Origin of the sequence: Bordetella pseudohinzii, from assembly GCF_000657795.2 — a bacterium.
Classification (GTDB): domain Bacteria; phylum Pseudomonadota; class Gammaproteobacteria; order Burkholderiales; family Burkholderiaceae_B; genus Bordetella; species Bordetella pseudohinzii.
The window spans coordinates 214,914-236,799 of the sequence record NZ_JHEP02000003.1 but is presented as its reverse complement, the minus strand read 5'-3'; the positions used below and the strand labels follow the sequence as shown (position 1 = coordinate 236,799).

At 66.4% G+C, this 21,886-nt stretch carries 20 protein-coding genes; 6 read left to right on the top strand and 14 right to left on the bottom strand.

Annotation, left to right across the window (positions count from 1 at the left end):
• Window positions 1-8 precede the first annotated feature (8 nt).
• A complete protein-coding gene (locus L540_RS05450; RefSeq protein ID WP_043210426.1) occupies window positions 9-1,067 on the top strand; it encodes a phenylacetaldoxime dehydratase family protein in 1,059 nt (352 codons plus the stop codon).
• Here the strand turns inward: L540_RS05450 and L540_RS05445 are convergent.
• The 9 genes from L540_RS05445 to L540_RS05405 form a co-directional block, all read right to left on the bottom strand.
• Entirely contained in the window at window positions 1,064-2,212 is a 1,149-nt protein-coding gene (locus L540_RS05445; RefSeq protein WP_082149555.1) for a mechanosensitive ion channel family protein, read from the bottom strand. The genes L540_RS05450 and L540_RS05445 overlap by 4 nt on opposite strands.
• Window positions 2,213-2,433: 221 nt before the next feature.
• Window positions 2,434-3,636 (bottom strand): NAD(P)/FAD-dependent oxidoreductase, encoded by a 1,203-nt coding sequence (locus L540_RS05440; protein ID WP_043210429.1) that lies wholly within the window; start codon window positions 3,634-3,636, stop codon window positions 2,434-2,436.
• A 107-nt stretch (window positions 3,637-3,743) separates the two neighbouring features.
• A complete protein-coding gene (locus L540_RS05435; protein ID WP_043210431.1) occupies window positions 3,744-4,517 on the bottom strand; it encodes a sulfite exporter TauE/SafE family protein in 774 nt (257 codons plus the stop codon).
• 100 nt (window positions 4,518-4,617) lie between these two features.
• Complete coding sequence (locus tag L540_RS05430; protein WP_043210432.1) at window positions 4,618-5,163, bottom strand: MarR family winged helix-turn-helix transcriptional regulator; 546 nt, start codon at window positions 5,161-5,163, stop codon at window positions 4,618-4,620.
• Window positions 5,164-5,237: 74 nt separating this feature from the next.
• Complete coding sequence (locus L540_RS05425; protein ID WP_043211093.1) at window positions 5,238-6,434, bottom strand: Gfo/Idh/MocA family protein; 1,197 nt, start codon at window positions 6,432-6,434, stop codon at window positions 5,238-5,240.
• 16 nt (window positions 6,435-6,450) lie between these two features.
• Window positions 6,451-7,422 (bottom strand): PDR/VanB family oxidoreductase, encoded by a 972-nt coding sequence (locus L540_RS05420; protein ID WP_043210434.1) that lies wholly within the window; start codon window positions 7,420-7,422, stop codon window positions 6,451-6,453.
• A 37-nt stretch (window positions 7,423-7,459) separates the two neighbouring features.
• Window positions 7,460-8,449 (bottom strand): ABC transporter substrate-binding protein, encoded by a 990-nt coding sequence (locus L540_RS05415; RefSeq protein WP_043210436.1) that lies wholly within the window; start codon window positions 8,447-8,449, stop codon window positions 7,460-7,462.
• A gap of 15 nt (window positions 8,450-8,464) precedes the next feature.
• Complete coding sequence (locus tag L540_RS05410) at window positions 8,465-9,784, bottom strand: Rieske 2Fe-2S domain-containing protein (RefSeq protein ID WP_043210438.1); 1,320 nt, start codon at window positions 9,782-9,784, stop codon at window positions 8,465-8,467.
• Between the two features lie 113 nt (window positions 9,785-9,897).
• Window positions 9,898-10,917 (bottom strand): Bug family tripartite tricarboxylate transporter substrate binding protein, encoded by a 1,020-nt coding sequence (locus L540_RS05405; RefSeq protein WP_082149554.1) that lies wholly within the window; start codon window positions 10,915-10,917, stop codon window positions 9,898-9,900.
• A 444-nt stretch (window positions 10,918-11,361) separates the two neighbouring features.
• Here L540_RS05405 and L540_RS05400 point away from each other — a divergent pair, with 444 nt between their 5' ends.
• Window positions 11,362-14,469 (top strand): autotransporter family protein, encoded by a 3,108-nt coding sequence (locus L540_RS05400; protein ID WP_082149553.1) that lies wholly within the window; start codon window positions 11,362-11,364, stop codon window positions 14,467-14,469.
• Window positions 14,470-14,499: 30 nt separating this feature from the next.
• On the opposite strand, the gene L540_RS05395 is transcribed toward L540_RS05400, so the two are convergent.
• Window positions 14,500-14,928, bottom strand: a complete 429-nt coding sequence (locus L540_RS05395) for a winged helix-turn-helix transcriptional regulator (RefSeq protein ID WP_443623154.1) — start codon at window positions 14,926-14,928, stop codon at window positions 14,500-14,502.
• A gap of 86 nt (window positions 14,929-15,014) precedes the next feature.
• Here L540_RS05395 and L540_RS05390 point away from each other — a divergent pair, with 86 nt between their 5' ends.
• From L540_RS05390 to L540_RS05380, 3 genes are all read left to right on the top strand, one after another.
• Window positions 15,015-16,082, top strand: coding sequence for a catalase family peroxidase (locus L540_RS05390; protein ID WP_048025975.1), 1,068 nt, complete (start codon window positions 15,015-15,017; stop codon window positions 16,080-16,082).
• Window positions 16,082-16,657, top strand: a complete 576-nt coding sequence (locus L540_RS05385; protein ID WP_043210443.1) for a cytochrome b — start codon at window positions 16,082-16,084, stop codon at window positions 16,655-16,657. Before L540_RS05390 ends, L540_RS05385 begins: the two co-directional genes overlap by 1 nt.
• An 83-nt stretch (window positions 16,658-16,740) precedes the next feature.
• A complete protein-coding gene (locus L540_RS05380) occupies window positions 16,741-16,938 on the top strand; it encodes a hypothetical protein (protein ID WP_043210444.1) in 198 nt (65 codons plus the stop codon).
• Window positions 16,939-16,959: 21 nt separating this feature from the next.
• On the opposite strand, the gene L540_RS05375 is transcribed toward L540_RS05380, so the two are convergent.
• The 4 genes from L540_RS05375 to L540_RS05360 are packed head-to-tail and all read right to left on the bottom strand — an operon-like array spanning window position 16,960 to window position 20,407.
• Window positions 16,960-17,742 carry a GntR family transcriptional regulator gene (locus tag L540_RS05375; RefSeq protein ID WP_043210446.1) on the bottom strand — a complete coding sequence of 261 codons (783 nt, stop codon included), beginning with the start codon at window positions 17,740-17,742 and terminating at the stop codon, window positions 16,960-16,962.
• Between the two features lie 48 nt (window positions 17,743-17,790).
• Window positions 17,791-19,047 carry an amidase gene (locus tag L540_RS05370; protein WP_048025974.1) on the bottom strand — a complete coding sequence of 419 codons (1,257 nt, stop codon included), beginning with the start codon at window positions 19,045-19,047 and terminating at the stop codon, window positions 17,791-17,793.
• Complete coding sequence (locus L540_RS05365) at window positions 19,044-19,976, bottom strand: polysaccharide deacetylase family protein (protein ID WP_043210447.1); 933 nt, start codon at window positions 19,974-19,976, stop codon at window positions 19,044-19,046. Before L540_RS05365 ends, L540_RS05370 begins: the two co-directional genes overlap by 4 nt.
• Window positions 19,973-20,407 carry a nuclear transport factor 2-like protein gene (locus L540_RS05360; RefSeq protein ID WP_043210449.1) on the bottom strand — a complete coding sequence of 145 codons (435 nt, stop codon included), beginning with the start codon at window positions 20,405-20,407 and terminating at the stop codon, window positions 19,973-19,975. Before L540_RS05360 ends, L540_RS05365 begins: the two co-directional genes overlap by 4 nt.
• Before the next feature lie 274 nt (window positions 20,408-20,681).
• Between L540_RS05360 and L540_RS05355 the strand changes: the two genes are divergently transcribed.
• A complete protein-coding gene (locus L540_RS05355) occupies window positions 20,682-21,866 on the top strand; it encodes an ABC transporter substrate-binding protein (protein ID WP_043210451.1) in 1,185 nt (394 codons plus the stop codon).
• The last annotated feature ends 20 nt before the right edge of the window (window positions 21,867-21,886 follow it).

The following is a 21,886-nucleotide window of genomic DNA, read 5'->3' as shown; positions in this document are numbered from 1 at the left end:
AGAACGACATGACCTTCGAAGTGCAATATCCCCGCACCGTCGCCGCGCGCCGGCCGCAAGGCCACCAGCCGGCCGCGCCGCGCTTTTCCCTGCGCTGGGAAAAGCCCATCGCCATGCTGACCACCGCCTACTTCGGCATCCAGGCCGAGGCGCTGCGCTGGGAAGACGAGCAAGCCTTCCATCGCCTCATGCAGCCCTGGCTGGACGACCCCTATGGGCCGGAAAGCTATGAATTCATGCGCTGCCTGGACGAGGCCGGCCATACCAACGGCATCATCGTCGCCTACTGGACCGATCCGGCGCAATATGCGACCTGGATGCGCCAGACCGGCTTCCGGGCCTGGTTCACCGATCCCGCCCGCCTGCAAGAAAGCTTCGGCTACTGGAACGAAACCGTCAGCGTGCCCTACGACCGCCACGAGACCATTTATTCCAAGCCGACGTACCGCATCGGCTTCGGCCGCACGCCGCAAACCGCCATCGTATCCATCACCAACAATGGCTATTTCGGCGCCGCGCGCGACCGTCTGCCGGTCTCGGCCATCGATGAGCTGGTCAGCCCCTGGGGCAGCCAGCTGCCGGCGCCCGCGCAGCCGGCAAGCCGGGGCGCCCGCCTGCTGGCGCGCGTGCCGCACAATGTGGCCATGCTGCGCTCGGGCCAGTTCTGGGAAGGCGCCGGTGTCGAACAGACGCAGGACTACCTGCAGGCGCTGCAGCCCAAGCTCATGCGCGGCATGAACTTCCTGCGCGACCACAAGGTCGCCACCGGCTGTATGTCGCTGCGCATCATGGCCAACCTGAACGAGGACGGCTCGCCGCGCCAGGAGACTTCGGTGGCGGCGTATTTTCTGTCCCTGGCGCACCTGGAGGGCTGGGCCGCCTCGCACGAGACCCATCTCGACATCTACCGCCACGCCATCGACATGAACCGGCTGCACAAGGAAAAGCGCGAGGTCGTCACCTGGCATGAGCTTTTCGTGCTGCAGGACGGCCATGCCTTCGAGTACGTCAACTGCCACCCGGCCACGGGCATGCTGCCCTTCGCCGAACTTTGGGCGCCCGCCTAGGCGGCCTCCGACGAGCCGGGGCCCGCCGGCCGGACATCCACCCCGGCCGGCAGGGTCTCCACATAGATCGAGCGGCTGGGAAAGGCGAAAGCGGCCCCGGCCCGCGCCACGATGTCCTTGATGGCGCAGGCCAGCGCCTCCTTGAGCCGCAGCCACTCGCCCCAGTCGGTGGTCCGCGTAAAGCAATAGACCATCAGGTCTATCGAGGAGTCGTTGAACTTGTCCACGCGCACGAAGACCGGCGCCTGCGGCGGATGCACAAAGGCCGCGCTGCCGAGGATATAGGCCTGCACCTCATCGCGGACGCGGCGCAGCTGCCCGCAGGAACTGCGGTAATCCAGGCTGACGATCCAGGAAATGCGCCGATAGGTCATGCGCGAAAAATTGACGACCGCGCTATCGGCCAGCCTGGCGTTGGGCACGAACACCGGCGCCAGGTCGAAACGGCGCACCCGTGTGGTCCTCAGGCCTATGGTCTCCACCGTGCCCTCGACCTGGCCCTCGGCCAGGATCCAGTCGCCGCTCTCGAAGCGCCTTTCGGCGATGATGAAAATCCCCGCGATCAGGTTCTTGAACAGGTCTTGCGCGCCCAGAGCCACGGCGGCGCCGAACAGGCCAAAGCCGGCCACGATGGGACCGACGCGGATGCCCCAGATCTCGAGGATGATGGCCGCGGCCAGCAGCACGATGACGATCCGGGAGATCCTCAAGGCCCAGGCGATCATGCTGGGGCTGATGCCGTTTTCGCGCCGGCCCAGGGCGGTCAACAGCGGCGCCGCGGCCCCGGACAGGACCCAGAACAGCGTCAGGACGACCAGCGTGCGATTGACCTGGGCGAACAGCTCGCGCCACTCGGCGTCGGCGCTGACGATGCGCGAAATCACGAAGACCGCCACGACGATGGGGATGAAGCGGATGGGCGGCCCCAGCGCCGCGCCCATGGCCGGGTCCGCCTCGCGCTGGCCCATGCGCCGCTCCAGATGCCGCAGCACGGCCCGGCAGAAGAAGTGGCGCGCCAACAAGGCCATCAGCAGCACCAGCAAGGCCAGGGCCCACTGGCTGATGGGCGTGCCCATGAGGCCGCGGTCCAATGCCAGCCCGGCCCAGGCCGTGACGCTGTCGTAGATCCGCGCCGCCGCGCCCATGGCGCCTAGCCGCCGCGCGGCCGCCGCCCGCGAGAACGGCAGGCCGGCATGGCGGCGACAAAGAGAGGACGGTTCAGCGGCATGAAGCGGGCGCCCGGCGCGGCGCTGGCGGTGGATGCAATCCGTCAGGATACGGATGCGCGCCCGCCCTCAATAGCGCCAAGCGTCTGATTGTCCGCCGCCTCCGGGTGCCGCCGGCCCAGGCGCGGCGGGCCGGGTGTTCAGCAATGCGTTTTCAAGGCCACCGCCGGATCGAGCAGCACTTCGGCCGGCGGATGCTCGGCCAGATCCAGCAGCTTGCGCGCGGCCATGTGGTCCAGCGGCGCGTTGATGGACTCCACGCACATCAGGCGCCCGTCCAGGAAGTGCATGACCGACAGGCTGCCGGGCTTGGGGCCGGGACGCAGCCGGCGCTCGGCGTCCGCCGGCGCGATGCCGGCGATCTGCAAGCGCAGCGCGCCCTGGTCGGACCAGGACCAGGGCAGGGCGCGGTAATCGGCCGGCTGGCCGCACAACACGGCCGCCAGCGTGCGGGCCTGGTCGTTGGCGTTCTGCACCGACTCCAGGCGCAGGCGGCGGCCCTCGCGCAGATAGGGAAAGGCCGCGCAATCGCCGATGGCATGGATGTGCGGCTCGGACGTCTGCATATGGCTGTCGACCACGATGCCGTTGTCCACGGCCAGGCCGGCGGCCTCGGCCAGACGGGTCTCGGGCACGGCGCCAATGCCCGCGATCAGCAACGCCACCGGATGGCTGCGTCCGCCGGCGCGCAACGCGCCGACGCGGCCATCGGCCAGGTCAAAACCCTCGACACTCACGCCCAGGTGCAGCACGACGCCGGCATCGCGCAGATGGGCGGCGACCCGCTCCGAGACCTCGGGCGAGACCGAGCGCGCCAGCAAACGGGGCTGGCTTTCGAAGACCTCGACCTGCTTGCCCAGCGCGGCGGCCGTGGCGGCGATCTCCAGGCCGATGAACCCTCCGCCCAGCACGGTGATGCGGCTGGCCTGGGCCAGGGCGTCGCGCAGCAGGCGCGCGTCGGAGGCGGTGCGCAGATAGTGCAGATTGGCCGGCGCCGGCTCCAGGGCCGCCAGGCGGCGCGGGCGCGCGCCGGTGGCCAGCACCAGCTCGTCATAGGCCACGACCGCGCCCGAGGCCAGCGTCACGGTGCGCGCGGCCGCATCGATGGCCGTGGCGGTCTCGCCCAGCAACAGGCGGACGCCCTCGTAGGCGCTGGCCGGGCGCAGCGGCGTCGGCTCGGCGGTCGCGTCCTTGATAAAGGTCTTGGACAGCGGCGGCCGGTGATAGGGCAGCTGCGTCTCCTCGCTGATCAGCGTGACGGCCAGGTCCTGGCCGGCGTCGGCCAGGCTGCCGCAGAGTTGTGCCGCGGCGTGGCCGCCGCCGATGATGACGATTTGGCGCATGAATGCCCTCCAGGATTGCGCGTCCCAGGCCGCGATACCGGCATGGCGTGAGATGTAACGCCGCGAACTCTACCTGATAACCGCGCTCGATGGTGATCCGGGCCGGGCTAGACGCCCTTGCCGATAAGCAGCAGCGCCAAGGTGGACAGAAAACCCAGCAGCACATTGCGGAAAGCGCCTTCGCTCAACAGGCCGCGCAGCCTGCGGCCTATCGACATCCCCAGGGCCATGGGCAGCAGAGCGATCGCCGAGCACACCATCTCGGACAGCCCGAGACGCCCGTAGAGGGCCAGCGAGGCGTAAAGCGGGATCATCCCGAACAGATAGATGATGCTGATGCCGCCGATAAACGCTTCGCGCGGCAGCCGCAAGGCCATCAGATAGGTGATGATGAAAGGGCCCGTCATCGAGGACACGCCGCCCATGGCGCCGGCCAGCAGCCCGACCGCCACGCCCAGCTTGCCCTCCCGCTGGGGTGGAATGGCGCTATCCGGCCGATAGACCATCAGGACCACGGCGCACACCACCGAGCCGGCGACCAGCAGGTTGAGCAGCTCGGTGGGCAAGGACAGGGCCAAGCGCACCGAGACGATGGTGCTGATGAAAAGCGCGGCCGACAGGCCCTTGAACCGCCCGAGGGCCCGCCTGGGCTCCACCGCCCTGACGGCCTGCCAGAGATTGGACGCCAGCACGGGCACGACCAGCAGGCTGATCGCGGTCAGGGGCGGCAGCACAAAGGACAGCATGGGCACAGCAACCAGCGGCAGACCCACGCCCAGCGTGCCCTTGACGATGCCCGCGACAATGAAGGTGGCGGCGGCGAAGGCCAGGAGAAGATAGCCGGGCCATTCGGGCATCGTCCACGGCAGCGACATGTCCATGAGGGTCTCGCGGGATGAGCCGGTATCGGAATCGCACACCGACACCTGCGGATTATTATTAGCGATCTAATAATATCAGCATCATGGACGGTCGGCGAGGTCAGGCCGTCTCGCTGATCCGGCGCGACAGTTCGCGGGTCGAGGGCACCCGGCGTTCGGCATTTTCCAGCGCGGCCTCGTCATCGGCCATATTGGTGATGATGGTCAAGAGCACCTTGCGGGCCGTCTTGATCTCGGCGCCGCTCAGGCCGCGCGTGCCGATCGCGTTGATCTCTTCGGCCAGGGGGACCAGCTTTTTCTTCAGGGCGCGGCCATTGCGGGTCAGGAAGACGTGGACATTCTTGTTATTGCCCGGCAGATGCTTGCGCTCGATATATCCCAGCGACTCCATGGCCTTCATGGCCGAATAGGTCGTCGGCTCCATGACGCCGGCGCTTTCGCTGAGTTCGCGCTGCGTCAGGCCATCCTGCTCCCACAGGATGCGCAGGAATGCCCAATGGCCGAAAGAAACATTGTGCTCGGCCAGCCGTGCCTGGAGCCCTCGCACCAAGGCGCGGGTGGCGTCCTTGATCAGGTGGGCAAGGCGGTCGTCGGGAACCGCTTCACGCCAGTGCTTGAGTACGGTCTGGGTCTCTTTGGATGTCATACGCGGCGTCGGCAGGGGGCAGCTTGGCTGTTCGAAAATATACCTCAAAGTCCCTGGCATGCCGCCGGCCGGCGCTATGCCCCGGCCTGGTGTACAAGACCGATGTCGCGGCCGCCGCGGCTCGACGCCAGCATGGCCAGACAGATCTCCAGGGTTCCCTTGGCCCAGCTGCCATCATGCAGGCAGGGCTTGCCGAGGTAGACCGCGTCGTGCAGCTCGTCGATGACCTCCAGCCGCGGCGCGGCGGGCGGGCGCAGGGGCAAAAAGCGCCGCGCCTGGTCCCCATAGACATGGATGCCGTGGCTGGTCGGCCGCAGATCGGCCCCCTCGCAGGACACCAGGATGGACCCGAAATGCTGGTGGGCCAGATCGGGCGCGCGCGCGCCGCGGCCGGCCGGCCCGGCCACATAGGCCTTGCCGCCGTAGGCGCCCGCGGCCTTGAGCTCGGCCTCCTGGCGAGCGGACACCGTGGCCAGCTTGCGCCTGGCCTGCCCATAGTCGTCCGGATGCTTGGCGGCGCCCATCTCGCCTATCCAGTCCATCCACTCATCGGAGTCGAAATGACCGTAGCCGTTGTAGTTCAAGGAGGCGTAGGCGCCGCCGTCGAACCACAGGAGGGCGCTATACGCCCCTTCTGTCGGGCGCGCCGGATCCCAGTTGCCCAAGGCGCTGCGCAGACTACGCGCGCGCCGGCCCGCCAGCAGGCGCACAATGTCGACCTGGTGCGCGGCCTGGCTGAAGACGGCCCCGCCGCCGGCCTCGGTGGCAAGCTCCTCGGGCCGCCGGGGCCGATAGAGGTAATCGGTGTAATTCAGCGCATGAATCATCTTCACCGCGCCGTATTCGCCGGATTCGATCAGGCGGCGCGTTTCAAGATAGGGGGTGTCGAAGCTATGGCAATGCCCTATCACGAGATGCACCCCCGCGGCGCGGCAGGCGTCGATCATCGCGTCGCATTCGCCGAGGCTTAACGCCATCGGCTTTTCCACCAGCACATGCTTGCCATGCGAGGCGGCGATGCGCGTATGCTCGGCATGGAACTGATGCGGGCTGGCAATATAAACCGCCTGGACGTCCGGATCCGCCGCCAGGGCTTCCACGCTGTCGTGAACCGGGCAGGAAAAATCGGCGGCAAAGCGCCGCCGGGCCTCGGCGCGCGGATCACAGGCGCCGGCCAGCTTGATGCGCGGGTCGCTCAGAAAGGTCGGCAGCATCAGCGTGAAGGCGCGGCCCAGCCCCACGATGCCCAGGCGCAGCAAGCGAGGTGTCATGGCGGCGTCCGGCATGCTAAAGATCCAGGACCAGCTTGTCGCAGCTCGCGCGCGACACACAGACCATGATCTGGGAGGCCTGTTCCTCGGGCAACAGCACCATATCGCGATGATCGGCGCTGCCGGCCAGCATGCCGGTGCGGCATGAGCCGCAGGTGCCGCTCTCGCAGGAGAAGGCGACGCGCACGCCGGCCTCGCGCAATACCGAGAGAATGGACCTGCCGACCGGCACCTCCAGCGTCTGTCCCGAGCTCGCCAGCTCGACGCTGAACGGACGGTCATCGGGCCGCTTGCCGCCGCCCTCGAGAAAGCTCTCGAAGTGGATGCGGCCCGGCGACCAATGTCCCGACATATCGCGCACCGCTTCCATCAGCCCCCTGGGCCCGCAGCAATAGACATGACCGCGATTGGGCTTCTCCAGCACGGGCCAGAGATCAAAAGCCTTGTCGGCCTGGCCCTGGTCGTGATGGATCTTCACATGGCCCTTGAGTTCCGGCGCGCTCAACTCGTCCAGAAAGGCCGTGGTCTGCGCGGCCTGGCTCAGGTAATAGAGCTTCCAGGGCGCGGGCGGCAATTCGCCGAAAGAGCGGATCATGGACAGTATCGGCGTGATGCCGATGCCGCCGGCAATGAAGGTCAGGCTGCCGGGATTGTCCACCAGCGCGAATGCGTTGTCCGGCGCCGAGGTGGGCAGCACATCGCCTTCCCGCGCCTGATCGACCAGGCTGATCGAGCCCCCGCGCCCCTGCGCGTCCCGCTTGACGGCGATGACGTAGCGGCCGCGCTCGGCCGGGTCATTGCACAAGGAATACTTGCGCAGCTCGCCATTGGGCACCCGGACCCGGATGTGCGAGCCCGCCGTGAACCCGGGCAGCGGCGCGCCATCATCGCGCGCCAGCTCGAAGGAACGAATCCCTTCGGCCGCATCGGCGATCTTCACGATGCGCAGCGGCATCATCTCGCCAGCCTCGTGAGCGGACTGATTCATGACTGTCTCCAGCAAATTCGGCGGCCGCCGATACGGCTCAGATCTTGTAGGTTTCGTAGCTGCTGGGGTGGAACAGTTCTTCCACGGGGACATGCCGCGCCGACAGCCCCTGGGCGTGGTGATGGCGGGTAAAGGCCTCCAGCGTCGCGAGGCTGCCCGGCACGCCATACGACCAATAATCCTCTCCCATCGTCTCGCGGGCCGCCTTGAGCTGTTCTTCGACAAAAGGCAGCGTCACCTTGGTGGCCGAGGTATCGGCCAGTTTCGCGAGCGCCGCGGCCTTGGATAGCTCGAATGCCTTGAGCAAGGCGCCCGGAAGCCAGGGCTGTTGCTCGGCAAGCGTCTTCCTGATGCCCACCACATGCATGATCGGGAAAATGCCGGTGCGCCGGTAGTAGTCCTTGGCCACGGCCGTGGGATCGTCGAAGAGCCAGCCCACGTTGGGGTTCAGGCGGGCCTCGCCCGATGGGGCGCGCGGCGCCATGAAGCCGTCGATCTCGCCGCGATGCAGCATCTCGGAGATCGTGGTGTCGGCCGGCGCGTCAACCATGTTGACGTCCGGAGGCAGCTGCAGCTTGATCTTCTCGGGACGCCCCGGCTGGTCTATCCCGCCGCGCACCCAGGTGACGTCGCCAGGCTTGACGCCATAATCGTCCTGCAGCAGCGCGCGCGCCCAGACATTGGCCGTCAGCTGGTACTCCGGAATGCCGATGCGCTTGCCCCGGAGGTCTTCGGGCGACTTGATCCTGTCCTTGCGCACATAGATCGAGGTATGCCGGAACGCGCGCGACAGAAACACCGGGATCGCGACGTAGGGGCACTCGCCCCGCGAATGTTTCACTAGATAGCTGGAGAACGACAGCTCGCTGACATCGAAGTCCTGGAAGCGGAAGGCGCGGAAAAACATTTCCTCGGGACTGAGCAGCATGAAGGCCGGATCGACGCCGTCGATCTGCACGGCGCCGTCATACAGCGCCCGGTTGCGGTCGTAATCGCCCATGGCGATAGAGAGTTTCAGCTTGGCCATGACAGTCTCCGGCGCTCAGGCGGTGGTTTGGTAATTGGTTTCGAGTTCGGGGTCGGCGCCGGGCTCCCGGCCGACCGGCGCGGACTGGAACTCCCGCCAATCGACGCTCTTCGGCACGATGGCCTGGAAGGCGCAGACAGAAGACGGGATGCGCTGCCCAGCGGTCCCGATGGCCGGCGCGCCTTGGGCGAATGCCTGGACGGCCTCCAGCATCTGGCGGCGGAATTCCACGATGGCCAGATCGCTGGCCCCGAGACGGTCATCGGAGCGATTGGCGATCGGCCCCATGGTCACCCACATGGCGATATCCTGATTGGGAAAGCCCTTGATGCCGGTAAAGTTGCCCGCCTTCATGGCCTGGCGGTCCTGCCAGAACCGGTTCTCCATGTTGCGCAGCGGCCGGTAGCGTTCGTCCAGGTCTCGGCCCACGCTGGCGCCCAGGAATTTTCGCCAGGTCTCCGTATCCGGCGTCGTTTCCCTCGCGCCCCATGCGATGAAGTAGAACACCGTGTTGGTGTCGTCCATGGGCACATTGACGTTGGCGACGTTGTACAGATTATTGGGCGGAATGAGGACGGTGCCCGGCGCGACGAAGACCGTGGAGCGGATGTAGTCGTTCTGCGCGGCATTCGTGATGGGCCGCCGGATCGCCGCATAGCGAAAGCCATAGGACGTGCGGTGCACCTGCATGCGCGGCGCCTTGTCGGTGGACGGACGCAGCCAGTTCTTGTCGGTCGCCTCGGCGCCGCCCACGCGAGCCGGCACGAAATCGGAGGAATGCAGGCTTGAGCTATGGGCCGAATCGATGGCGCCCTCAAGAATCTGCGCCCAGTTGCACGGCACCAGCACCTTGGCGATGCTGACCTTGGTGTCGCGCTCGGGCGCCCAGGACGGAGGAACAAACTCGGGCACCTCGTCCTGCGGGCCCATGAAGGCCCACACCATCCCGCCCCATTCCTGGACTTTGTAGGCCTTGTGCTTGACCCTTTCCGCCATGTTGCTGGCGGCGGGCTCGGAGACCATTTCGATCACCGTGCCCTCGACGTCCATCTTCCAGCCATGGTAGAGGCAGCGCAGGCCACAGTCTTCATTGCGTCCGTAGACAAGCGAGACGCGCCGATGCGGGCAGTACTCGTCCATCACGCCAACGCGGCCTTCCGTGTCGCGGAACACCACCAGGTCTTCGCCAAGAATGCGGGCATGGACGGGATCGCCGTCGGGCTCGCTGACCTCCTCGGTCAGGCAGACCGGCACCCAGTGCCGCCGCATGAGCCGGCCCATGGCCGCGTCGCCCTCGACACGGCAAAGCAGCTCGTTTTCTTCCTTCGTCAACATAGTTACTCCTCGACTCCACATCCGCCGCGCCCGCGGCCTGCTTTTTTTAAAATTATATTAGATATCTAAGTATTTTCGCAATGCATCGGACCGGCAAGGCGCGCGCGCCCCGTCTAGTCCGCCTTGATGGCGGCGGCCTTGATCGCGCTCTGGTAACGCTGGGTTTCGGCGTCGATGGCCCGCGCGTAATCGGCAGAGCCGCCGCCGATAGGCTCGATGCCCAAGGTGTTGAACTGCTTCACGACGGCAGGATCCTGGACTGCCTTGGCCAGCTCGCGCGACAGCTTTTGCACCGCGTAGTCCGGCACGCCGGTCGCGGCCAGCGCGCCCACCGTGACGGCAAAATCGAATCCCGGGACAATCTCCGCGATGGCGGGGATCTCGGGCGCCAGCGACGACCGCTTGCCGGCATTCGTGGCAAGGATCTTGACCTGGCCCTTGTCCGCGAAGCCGGACAGCGAGGGCAGCGCCGCGAACACCACATCCACCTGGTTGCCGACCATGGCCGGCACGGACTGTCCCGAACCCCGGAAGGGCACATGGGTCATCTTGGTCCCCAGCGCCACATTCAGGGCTTCCATCGTCAGATGATGGGAGCTGCCCACGCCGGAAGAGCCATAGTTGATCGCCGCGGACTTCGCCTTGGCGCGTTCGACAAACTCGGGCAGGGAATTGATCTTCGTCTGCGCGCTCGTGGCCAGGAACAGCGGCGAAGTCGCGATCAAGGAGACCGGAACAAAATCCCGCTTCGGTTCATAGGAGAGGTCCTTGTACAGCGACGGGTTGATCGACATCATCGATCCATCGGTGACCAGATAGGTGTAGCCGTCCCGCGCGCTGCCAGTGAGCGCCTGGGCGGCCACCACGCCATTGGCGCCCGGCTTGTTCTCCACCACGACCGGCTGGCCCAACGAGAGCGTCAAGCGCTGCGCGACGACGCGCGCGACCGTATCCGGCAGCCCTCCGGCGGCATAGGGAACAATGAAGCGGATCGCATGGGAGGGAAATGCCGATGCGTCCTCCGACGCCTCGGCGGCCTGCGGCAAGACCAGGCCCATCGCGGCCGTCAGGAGTCCGGATGCAAAAGCGGCGTGAACACAGGCGCGGCGCGCGCCGGCGGGAATCTCGAACATGGTTGTCTCCGTTTTTTTAATTCACGCTCCCGAACCGCCGTGACGGCGCAACAGGCTTGCGATCGCGCCAGGCCAGAACGTGTGCGAAAAATAATATTAGAGACCTAAGTATTTATCAATGCGCCATGGCGGGCCGAAGTTGAGGGCTTTCCCTGAGCGGCGCAGCGCCGCCGCCCTCAGATGAAATTTCGGCCCACCCGCGGGCGCGAAAAGTTATGGCGCGATGGCCGCCGCCTCGATAGGGGCCTGATCAACAATCGTTGTGGCTTTCCGGCTTGCGGCGTCGGGTCCGTCCGCGCGCGTCGCTTCGGGCCAACAGCGATGGTCCCGGCTGGACGCCGGAATCCGGCGCCCATGCTAGGATTTTTGCCAAATCAGCGATATTGCCTGTTTCATCAATGTCGAGCGTGTGCGCTTCCTCTCGCGGCATTCGGGAGAATTCTTATGAAACACGGGTTGGTATCGGAATCATCAGGTCCGCGGCGTCCGGCGCTGCGCGGCATATCTCCCCTGTTGGCCGCGGGCATGCTCCTGCCCGCGGCAAGCCATGTTTCCGCCCAGACCGTCGGCCCTGGCAACCTGACCGTGCCGGCCAACGTCAGCAGCGGAACCACCACCGTGGTGGGCAACACGACGATCACCCCCCCCGGAACGGCGTCTTCGGTCACGGGCGGCACCTTGATCATCGATCCCTCGGCGGGCCCGACCCCCGGCCCGGTGTCGCTGTCCGCAAGCAGCTTCAACGCTTTCAGCATCTACGCCACGGGCGGAACGATCGTTCTCCGCAACGGCGCCACGTCCCTCAAGACCACGGGCGATGCGGCGGCCGCTTTGTGGACGCGCAACACGGGGGTAAGCGCGACAGCGGCCGGTGGGCTGAGCATCCATACCACCGGAGGTTATGGCACCGTGGCGGGCCTGCCGGTGGGTTCCTACGGCGCCGTCGCCAGTCACAACAGCAGCATCTCCCTGACCCGGGCCAACATCCTCACGGAAGGCCAGGGCGGAACGGGCGCGTACGCTTTCGGGAGCCAGGTGACGCTCGATGGCGTCGTCATCGAGACACGCGGCGCGGCGTATCGAGTTGGCTCCAGCATCTATGGCGCCTATGGGGCGCTATCCAACACCATGAATAGCGTGCGCGGCCAGCTATTGATCACGGGCGGCACGATCACCACGGCCGGCGATGTGGCCTATGGGGTAAGCGCCCTCGGCTCGGACGCCACGCTGACCGGCACCATCATCACCACGGCGGGCCCCAGTGGCAACGGCCTGTTCGCGAACAACGGCACGATCAGCGCATCGAACGTGGCCGTGACCGCGTCCGGACAATCGGCCTATGGCGTCTATGCGATGGCCGGTTCGACCGTCACACTGCAGAATTCGCAAGTGACCACGCGCGGTCTCTCCGGCTATAACCTGCTCAGTTATGGCGCGAACTCCCGCGTGACCGGCGTCAACGTCACCGCCATATCCACGAACGATCGCGCCCCCGGGGCGACGGCTTGGGGAACAACGCCCACCGACATCGTGACGCTGAGCCTGAGCGGCGGTTCGGTTCAAACGCAAGGAAAGAGCTCGCATGGCCTATACGTCTCCGGCGCGAAGGCGACGATGTCTATCGATGGCACATCGGTCAGCACTTCCGGCGAGAGCGCGTTCGCCGCGCGCGTCACCAACGGCGCCTTGACCGTGGCCAATGCCAGCTTGCAGGCGAGCGGCGTCTCGGCGGTTGGCCTGGGGCTGGACAGCCTGGCCGGCATGACGGCTAGCGCCACCTTGACGAACAGCACGCTGAACAGCGCCCAATCCGACGCCATCGCCGTCAATGGCGGCACGGGGCAAGTCACTTTGACGGGCACGCAGGTCACGGGAGCCCCCCGCTGGCTGCATGTGATCGCGCCATCGGCGCTTGTCGCCGATCCTCTGACGGCGCCCGATGCGATCACCGCTTCAGGCAGCAACTCGCCAGACCTGTCAGGCATGAGCGTGGCCATCCTGCCGGGCGGCGCGGCCGCGCCGGCGGCCGGCCCCGGTAGTGTCGCCACGATCAACGCCTCGGGCTCCACGCTCAACGGCTCGGCCCTGACCGAGGCCGGAGCTACGTCCACCGTCTCGCTGAACAATGGTTCGGTATGGAATATGACCGGAAGCTCCAACCTCGGCACCCTGGCCAATAACGCGAGCCAGATCCTGTTCACGCCGCCCGCCTCAGGCGCGTTCAAGACCCTGACCGTCAACAACTACTCCGGTTCTGGCGGCCTGATCGGCTTGAACACCTATCTCGGGGATGACAGTTCGCCCTCGGACCGGCTGGTCGTCGACGGCGGAGCCGCGACCGGCAGCACGGCCTTGCGCATCGCCAATGCCGGAGGTCCGGGAGCCTTGACCACGGCATCCGGCATCAAGGTCGTCGACACCATCAACGGAGCCACGACCCAAGCCTCCGCATTTTCCCTGTCCGGACGGGTTGTGGCCGGCCCCTACGAATATCAGCTTCACCGGGGATCCGCCGCGGCACCCGACGATCAGAGCTGGTACTTGCGGTCGGAAAAAAGGCCGGAGCCGCCGGGGCCTGCCCCCGATCCCGAGCCGCTGTACCGGCCGGAAGTCGCGGCCTACCTGGCCAACCAGCGCCTGGCCGGGCAGATGTTCGCGCACAGCATGCACGACCGGCTGGGAGAACCCCAGTTCATCGAGTCGCAACAATTCGCGGACGACGACAGCAAGCGCCGGGCGCTCTGGCTGCGCGCGGTCGGCAACTGGGAAGGCAGCCACAGCCGCGATGGGAACTTTGACGTCAGCACCAATCTCTTCCTCTTGCATGGCGGCGGAGACCTGGCGCAATGGAAGCTCTTTTCAGAGACCGATCGCCTGCACCTGGGCGCCATGCTGGGTTACGGCACCGCCGACAGCAATGCCCGCGCCGACGGCAATCCCTATAAAGCCAAGGGCCGCGTCAACGGGTACAGCGCAGGCCTATACGGCACATGGTTCCAGAACGACGACACCAAGCTGGGCGCCTACGTGGACACATGGTTCCAGTACGGCTGGTTCAACAACCGGGTGCAAGGAAGCGGGCTGCCCCGCGTCGACTACGACTCCCAGGCTTGGGCGGTGTCCGCGGAGGCGGGCTACGCATTCAAGCTGAGGGAGAACTGGATGCTGGAGCCCCAGGCCCAGATCATCTATGTCGACAGCGACACCGACAGCATCACCGAACAGAACGGCACCCGCGTGAACCGCGCCGACGCCAATGGCACCATCACCCGGCTTGGGGCGCGCACCTACACCACGCTGGACCTTGGCAACAACCGCAAGCTCCAACCCTTTGCAACCGTGAACTGGTGGCACACCCGTGTCGACAGCTCCGTGTCATTCAATCAGCTGCCCGTTGGGAACCTGTATCCCAAGGACCGGTACGAACTGAAGCTGGGCGCCCATGCCGACTTCACAAAAGGCTGGACCGGATGGGTCAACGTGTCCGGCAGCTGGGGCGCGCAGGACTACCATCAATATGCCGGCCGGATCGGCGTGAAGTACACATGGTGACGCCCGGCCTGTTATCGAGGCCGCGCTTCATCAACCGGCATCGCGCTGGGCGTCCGGGACGTGATGGAGATTCAGCTCCAGCCAATCCGCGAGCGCGGCCACATGCCGCGCCGCTCCCTCGCCGAAGGGAGTCAGGTCGTACTCGACATGCGGCGGGACAACCGGATAGGACGTCCGGCGCACAAGCCCATTCCCTTCAAGCCGTTGCAGCGTCTGCGACAGCATCTTCTCGCTGATGCCGTTCACTTTGCGCCGCAACTCGCTATAGCGCAGCGTGCCATCGCGCAGGGCAATGAGGCATAACACGCCCCACAAACTCGTCACGTGGGCGAGCACTTCCCTGGCCCGGCAATGGCCGGTGAACAGCTCGCCGCGCCGGAGCTTGGCCGTGAGGGTGCGCTCGTCGGCAAGGAGGGGATCTTGAGGCCTGGGGACCTTGGCGCGGCTTGCTGGCATCATACTAACCAAAAGGTGTGTACTTCCATGAATGGGTGGAACAGCTTATATTGGGAGATCAACATAGGTCAAGGGCCCAGGGAAGCCGCGTGCGCATCCGGAAATTAAAAACCGTCTATCTGCCTCTCGCGGCCATCGCGGCCATCGCCGCAGGCCTGGCGCTGGCATTCGCCTGGACGGCCGGCCTGATAGGCCACCGCGCCACCACCCGGACCTTTCTTGGCGACACGCTGCAACACTTCGACCCCGGCTACCGCCGCGCGCATGGCAAGGGGATGTGCTTCGCCGGCGTTTTCCGCAGCAGCGGCGCCGCGGCCTCGCTCTCCAAGGCCAGGGTGTTTTCCCAGAAGGAAGTGCCGGCCATCGGGCGCTTTTCCATCGGCGCCGAAGATCCCCATGCCGCGGACACCTCGACCGCCACGGTCAGCATGGCCTTGCTGCTAAGCGCCGACGACAAATCCCAATGGCGGATGAAGCTGAACAACGCCCCTTACTTCGCGACTCGCAATGCCGAGGGCTTCCTGGCGCAAAGAAAAGCCTTCCAGCCCGACCCGGCCACGGGGCAGCCGGATCCCGCGCGCGTCGCCGCATTCTTCGAGGAATATCCCGAGGCGCGCAAGTTGACGGAGTACAAAGCCACGGCGCCCTGGCCGAGCAGTTTCGCGGGCGCCGAGTACAACGCGATCAATGCCTTTATCTTGATTGCGGAGAACGGCCAGCGCCAGCCCGTCCGCTGGTCCATGCGGCCGCATGCAAAACTGCCTGGCCTGTCCGCCGAAGAGCGGGCGAATGCCAGCCATGATTTTTTGTTTGACGATATCAAGCGGCGCCTGGCCGATGGCCCCCTGTATTGGGACCTGGTGCTGCAACTGGCCCAGGCGGACGATCCGGTCGACGACCCGTCGCAGCCCTGGCCGGCCACACGGCGACAAGTGGTCGCCGGCACGCTGGAAGTGACCAAGGTCCGCGATCAGACGGAGGGGGGATGCCGCGATATCAACTTCGATCCCACCCTGGTGCCCTCGGGCATCGCGCTGTCCAACGATCCCGTGCTGGCCGCGCGCGCGGGCATCTATTCGCATTCCTATAACGCACGCCTGCGTGAAATCGGCTTTGGCAAAGCCACCGAGGCCATCGGCAACAAGGACAGCGAGTAATGGCGGAAGTATCCAAAAGCGCCGCGCCTGGGCACTTCAACCTTCTGGCCCGGATTCTGCACTGGGTCATGGCCATCGCGATCCTGGCCATGCTCTTCATCGGCGTGGGCATGATGACTTCGCTGTCTCTCCGTCCAAGCTTGCTCGCCCTGCACCAGCCATTGGGGATCGCCATCCTGTGCCTGGCCCTGCTGCGCCTGATCAATCGCGTCTGCCGGCCGGTGCCGGCACTGCCCGCGAGTATTCCCCCTTGGCAGGCCGTGGCGGCGCGTGCCTCGCATTGGCTGCTCTATCTCTTGATGCTAGGCCTGCCCCTGCTTGGCTGGGCCACGCGCTCGGCCGGAAACTGGCCGGTCACCGTCATGGACGGCTGGAACCTGCCCGCCATCGCCCCTGAAAATTCCACGCTCTACGCCTGGTTGCGGCTGGCGCACGGCGTCGGAGCATGGCTGCTCTTCGCGGTGCTCCTGGGCCATATCGGCGCCGCGCTCCTGCATGCCTGGGTTCTCCGCGATGGCGTTTTCTCCAGCATGGCGCGCGGCGCCTCAAAAACGGATGGCCGCGCAAACCCCTAATCCAGGGTCTGCTCCGGGGGCTTTGACATGGCGCGAGTACACTAGCACTCGCCGCGCCGGGTTTGCCTGGCCCGTCGCCGTAAATGAAGCTGCCGCAGCAGCGTGTTGAGGAAATAATGAATTTTTGGGTCCCTGTCGTCTTTGGTGCGTTCAAACTCCTCGTGTTGGGCACCTTCATGTTTCTCGCCATCAAGTCTCATCACGATGGCGAAAAAGCGGAGAAGGCCAAGCAGAAGGCGATGACGGCGCGGCAGGAGACCGGTTCCAGCGAAGCCGCTTGACGCGCCCGGCGCTCGGGCGGCTCAGCCCAGGCCCAGCATGTCGGCCAGACTGCGTTCGGGCTGCGTCTCCACCAGTTGGATATGCGACTCGAGCTGGCGCAGGTGCAGATCCATTTCGGCGATCGCCTCGGCCACGCGGCCCTGCTCGAGAAAGTCCACCACGCGCGCATGTTCGTCGTGTTCGCAGGTGGCATTGCCCGGCGGCTGGAAGATCGCCACCACCAATGAGCAGCGCGAAATAATCTCGGCCAGGTAGCGCGCCAGGATGGGGTTGCGCGACAGCTCGCCCAGGCGCAGGTGAAAGGCGCTCGCCAGACGCGCCCATTCCGTCTGGGGATAGTCGTGCATGGCGCGGTGTTCGTCGCGCAGCTGGCGCCGCAGCGAGGCAAAGTCGGCGCGGCTGGCGGACTGTGCCACCAGCGGCAGGATGGCCGCTTCGAGGGCCCGGCGCGCCTCGAACAGCATGCCGACCTCTTCACGGGAAGGCATCGCCACGATCGCGCCCCGGTTGGGCCGCAGTTCCACCACATGATCATGCGCCAGGCGCTGCAAGGCCTTCTGCACCGCGCTGCGCCCCACGCCGAACAGTTCGCACAAGGCCGCTTCGGGCAGCTTGGTGCCAGGACGCAGGCGCTGGCTCATCACCCCGCTCACCACCGATTGGTAGATCCGGGTCTCCGCATCTTCGGTTCCGCCGGCGCCGGCGGGCGCCAGCGCACCCGGGCGCACCTTGGGCCGGCCGCGCGGCGCGGCGCTTGCGCGCGTGACCGGGCCGGCGGGGCGAGGAGAGGCTGCTTTCTTCATGGCGGTTTCATCGGGCGCGGGGCGAGTCCCGCGCCGGTTGCGAGCGGCTTATTTTGCCATCGCCGCAAGGGCGGCGGACGGCTGGGCTTCGGCGCCGATGGCCGCGAGCTGCCGGCCCACGGCCACCGCCAGACGGATCAGCGCCAGATCGCTGCCGGCCGGACCGAGCAGCGACACCCCCGCCGGCAGCCCATCGGCCCCGACGAAGGGGATGTTCACCTGCGGCAGTCCGGCCAGGCCGGCGATCGACGTAATGCGAAAGGTGTTGGCGCGAATCTGATCCACGGTGAGCGGGTCGGCGGTGCGCGATATCGCCACGCTGGATGCCGAAGGCAGCACCGCGACCGTGTCCCGGCCCAGCAGCGCATGGATCTGCGCGCGCAACCGGGCCTGCTCGGCGCTGGCCTGCGCGGCGGCCTGCGCGCTGACGGCGGCCGCCATCTTCCAGCGGCCCGCCACGGCCGCGCCGAAGGCGGGCTGGACACGGGTGACCCAATCGCCATGCGTTTGCCACGCATCGTAGGCCGACACCGTCACATAAGTCTGGCGCCATTGCTCGAGGTCCGTATCCGAGGCCGGCGCGTTGCCGACCGGCAGGCCCAGCCCGGTTTCGAGCGTCCGCGCCACGGCACGCAGCAGCGGCTGGAACACGGCGTCGGCCTGGATGCAGGCATCGCTCAACACCACGGCCGACGACCATGCCAGGCCGGCCGGCTCGGGCAGCAAGGTCTGGCCGACGCGCTCGAAAACGCTGGCATCGGCGGCCAGCCAGGTCACGGTGTCGAACAAGGGCGAGAGCGGCACCATGTGCTCGGCGCTGACCAGGCCGTGCGTGGTGCGCAGCCCCCAAAGTCCGCAGTAGCTGGCCGGCACGCGCGTCGAGCCGCCGGTATCGGTGCCCAACGCGAAATCGACCAGACCCGCGGCCACCGCCGCGGCCGAACCGCTGGATGAGCCGCCCGGCACGCGGTCGGGCGCGCGCGTGTTCAGCGGCGTGCCGTAGTGCACGTTCTCGCCCTGGATGCTGTAGGCGAGTTCGTCGGTGATGGTCTTGCCATGCAGTTCCGCGCCCGCCGCGAGCAAACGCGCGATGACCGGACTGGTGGCCTGGGCCGGCGCATGGGTCGCGAGCCAGTCGGGGTTGCCGGCGCCGGTGGCGTGGCCGGCCACGTCGAACAAGTCCTTCGCGGCGAAGCGCAGGCCGTCGAGCGGGCCAGTGCCCGAAGGCGCCAGGCGGAAGCGGCCGTGCGGCACCCAGGCGCCCGCGGTGTCGGTGAAGGGCAGACCGGATTCAGGCGAAGTCATGCAAGCGTCTCCTTGGCGCGGGAAAGCATATCAACGTGGGCGCAGATCGCGCCCGGAGTGGTGAACCAGACATCGCCGCTGTCGCGATGGCCGGCGATGTGCGCGAGCGCGCGGCGCAGGTGGCGCAGCCGGTACGGCTGGCCCACGAGATAGGGATGCAGCGCGATGCCCATGACCAGCGGCTGCCGCCGGGACTGTTCGAGCATCTCGTCGAAGTTATCGATGATGAGCTGGGCGAAATCCTTGCCGTCCATCTGGCGCGCCACGATCATGGGGATGTCGTTGACCTCCTGTGGATACGGTACCGACCACAGCGGCGCGGCGCTCCGGGTGCGCAGCACAATCGGCTGGTCGTCGTGGCACCAGTTCAGCGTGTAGCGGTAGCCCGTTTCGGCCAGCAGATCGCAGGTAAGCGGCGACTCGGCGATCCAGGGCGAAAGCCAGCCGGCGGGACGGCTGCCGGTGCGCGCGGCGAAACGCTGCGCGCAATGCTCCAGCAGCGCGCGCTCGGTGGCTTCATCGTAGCCGCCCTGGTGCTCGGCGTTGGTATGGCCATGGGCGATCAATTCGTCGCCGCGCGCCACGCAGGCGTCGATCAGCTCGGGGCAATGATCGAGGATGGCGGTATTGGCGATCACCCCGGCGGGCAGGCGCAGCGCGTCGAACAGCTCCAGGCAGCGCCAGGCGCCGACGCGGTTGCCGTACTCGCGCCAGGCGTAGTTCAGCACATCGGGCTCGCCGAAGCTGGCCCCTAGCCGCGCGCCCATGCCGGCGCCATAGGCAAAGTGCTCGATATTGAAACCCAGATAGACCGCAAGGCGCGCCCCCCCGGGCCAGGCATAGTCGGCGCGGCCATGGATGGGCGAGTAGTCGAAACGGCCATGCGTGGGCAAGGGGCCAAAGCGCCCGGCGTCAGCGACGGCGCTCATTTCTCGGCCAGCCCCGCGCGCGCCAGCAACCATTCGGCGCTGTCGTTCCAGACGTCCATTTCCGTGATCAGGCCGCGGCGAACGACATAGCGGTCGATGTAGCGATTGCCTTCGAACGGGGTGCCGTCCAGCCATTCGCCATGGAGCGTGCCGCGGTTGTACACCACCGCGTGCTCGTACGTTGCGCCCGCCACCACATCGGTGGATTCAAAGCGCTTTTTCACCCACTTGTAGCGCGAGGCATTGAAGGCGGTGCATTCGCCCGGGTCGCGCATTTCGCGTCCGCCCGTGAAACGGATACGCAGCGCCGGACTCACATAGCGGCGCGCGCCCTCGGGATCGGGCTTCATCAGCGTGGTGAGATAGGCGTCGACGATCGCGCCGGGATCCGTCGGGGCGGCGTCACTGTTCCAGTTTGGTGCGGTGTGCATCGTTTGCTCCCATGAGTGCACTGTTTCTGTGCGTTCGGATCGCGGCGGAAAGAGACTCGCGGCCTGCCGTCGAAAGCGCGGCGCGGCCTTTTTTCCCGTCAATGAGCCGATTAATTGTCAGCAATAAATACCTTGGATTGCCGTCAAAAACACCTGCGTACACAAGCAAACCCTGTGCCAGGATGCCCAGGCACACGCAAGAACTGGCATGGCTTTTGCTTGAACCGGGACAGCGGCCGATACGCCTGCCATCACCAACCCCCGGGAGAATTCCATGTCTCGTCTGTCTCGCCGTACCTTCGTTTACACCGCAATCGCCCTGTTGAGCGCCGGTCTCGGCCCGCAGGCCATCGCCGCCGAGCCGATCAAGATCGGCCTGATCACCGCGCTGTCGGGCCAGTCGGCGCTGGCCGGTGAAGCCATCTCGCGCGGCATGCTGGTGGCGATCGACGAAATCAATGCCAAGGGCGGCCTGCTCGGCGGCCGCAAGCTCGAGCTGGTGCGCCGCGACGACGAGGCCAACCCCGCCAAGGGCGTGGTGGCCGCGCGCGAGCTGATCTACAAGGAAAAGGCGGCGGTGATCTTCGGCGGGCTGGACACGCCGGTGTCGATGGCCATCGTGCCGCTGGTCAACCAGGCCAAAGTGCCGTTCATGGGCCCCTGGGCCGCCGGCACGCCGATCACCAAGAACGGCGCCAACCCCAACTATGTTTTCCGCGTGTCCGCCGTGGACGAGATCGTCGACATGGGCATGGTCGACTATGCGCAGAAGCACTTCAAGACCTCGAAGTTCGGCCTCATCATGGTCAACAATCCCTGGGGCGAGTCCAACGAAAAAGGCCTGGTGGCCGCGCTTGCCGCCAAAGGCATGAAGCCGGTCGGTAGCGAGAAATTCGAGGGCAACGACGTCGACGTGGTGCCGCAGCTCACCCGGCTGAAGGCCGCCGGCGCCGACACGCTGTTCATGGTGGGCAACGTCGGCCCCTCGGCCCAGGTCGTGAAGTCGCTCGACCGCATGGGCTGGAAAGTGCCGGTGGTGTCGCACTGGGGTCCCGCGGGCGGCCGCTTCACCGAGCTGGCCGGCCCCAATGCCAAGGAAGTGCATTTCGTCCAGACCTACAGCTTTTTCGGCAAGCAGTCGCCGGTGGGCGAGAAGGTCATCGCCGCGCTCAAGGCCAAATACCCCGACGTGAAGGGGCCGGAGAACATCACGCCGGCCGTGGGCGTGGCCAATGCCTATGACGCCATGCAGCTCACCGCGCTGGCCATCGAACGCGCGGGCTCGACCGATGGCGATGCGATCCGCCAGGGTTTCTACAAAATCGACGGCTACGACGGTCTGATCAAGCAATACAAGCAGCCCTTCACCCCCGCCGTGCATGACGCGCTGACCGAAAAAGACTATGTCTGGGCGCAGTTCATCGACAACCGCATCCTGCCCGTCGGGCTGGCGCAGTAAGCGGACGCATCGGAGAACAC

Bases quoted from the DNA above. Each gene is read 5' to 3' on its own strand.
- L540_RS05450 (WP_043210426.1), top strand. From the start codon at position 9: ATGACCTTCGAAGTGCAATATCCCCGCACCGTCGCCGCGCGCCGGCCG.
- L540_RS05445 (WP_082149555.1), bottom strand. From the start codon at position 2,212: ATGGGCGCGGCGGCGCGGATCTACGACAGCGTCACGGCCTGGGCCGGG.
- L540_RS05440 (WP_043210429.1), bottom strand. From the start codon at position 3,636: ATGCGCCAAATCGTCATCATCGGCGGCGGCCACGCCGCGGCACAACTC.
- L540_RS05435 (WP_043210431.1), bottom strand. From the start codon at position 4,517: ATGGACATGTCGCTGCCGTGGACGATGCCCGAATGGCCCGGCTATCTT.
- L540_RS05430 (WP_043210432.1), bottom strand. From the start codon at position 5,163: ATGACATCCAAAGAGACCCAGACCGTACTCAAGCACTGGCGTGAAGCG.
- L540_RS05425 (WP_043211093.1), bottom strand. From the start codon at position 6,434: ATGACACCTCGCTTGCTGCGCCTGGGCATCGTGGGGCTGGGCCGCGCC.
- L540_RS05420 (WP_043210434.1), bottom strand. From the start codon at position 7,422: ATGAATCAGTCCGCTCACGAGGCTGGCGAGATGATGCCGCTGCGCATC.
- L540_RS05415 (WP_043210436.1), bottom strand. From the start codon at position 8,449: ATGGCCAAGCTGAAACTCTCTATCGCCATGGGCGATTACGACCGCAAC.
- L540_RS05410 (WP_043210438.1), bottom strand. From the start codon at position 9,784: ATGTTGACGAAGGAAGAAAACGAGCTGCTTTGCCGTGTCGAGGGCGAC.
- L540_RS05405 (WP_082149554.1), bottom strand. From the start codon at position 10,917: ATGTTCGAGATTCCCGCCGGCGCGCGCCGCGCCTGTGTTCACGCCGCT.
- L540_RS05400 (WP_082149553.1), top strand. From the start codon at position 11,362: ATGAAACACGGGTTGGTATCGGAATCATCAGGTCCGCGGCGTCCGGCG.
- L540_RS05395 (WP_443623154.1), bottom strand. From the start codon at position 14,928: ATGATGCCAGCAAGCCGCGCCAAGGTCCCCAGGCCTCAAGATCCCCTC.
- L540_RS05385 (WP_043210443.1), top strand. From the start codon at position 16,082: ATGGCGGAAGTATCCAAAAGCGCCGCGCCTGGGCACTTCAACCTTCTG.
- L540_RS05380 (WP_043210444.1), top strand. From the start codon at position 16,741: ATGAAGCTGCCGCAGCAGCGTGTTGAGGAAATAATGAATTTTTGGGTC.
- L540_RS05375 (WP_043210446.1), bottom strand. From the start codon at position 17,742: ATGAAGAAAGCAGCCTCTCCTCGCCCCGCCGGCCCGGTCACGCGCGCA.
- L540_RS05370 (WP_048025974.1), bottom strand. From the start codon at position 19,047: ATGACTTCGCCTGAATCCGGTCTGCCCTTCACCGACACCGCGGGCGCC.
- L540_RS05365 (WP_043210447.1), bottom strand. From the start codon at position 19,976: ATGAGCGCCGTCGCTGACGCCGGGCGCTTTGGCCCCTTGCCCACGCAT.
- L540_RS05360 (WP_043210449.1), bottom strand. From the start codon at position 20,407: ATGCACACCGCACCAAACTGGAACAGTGACGCCGCCCCGACGGATCCC.
- L540_RS05355 (WP_043210451.1), top strand. From the start codon at position 20,682: ATGTCTCGTCTGTCTCGCCGTACCTTCGTTTACACCGCAATCGCCCTG.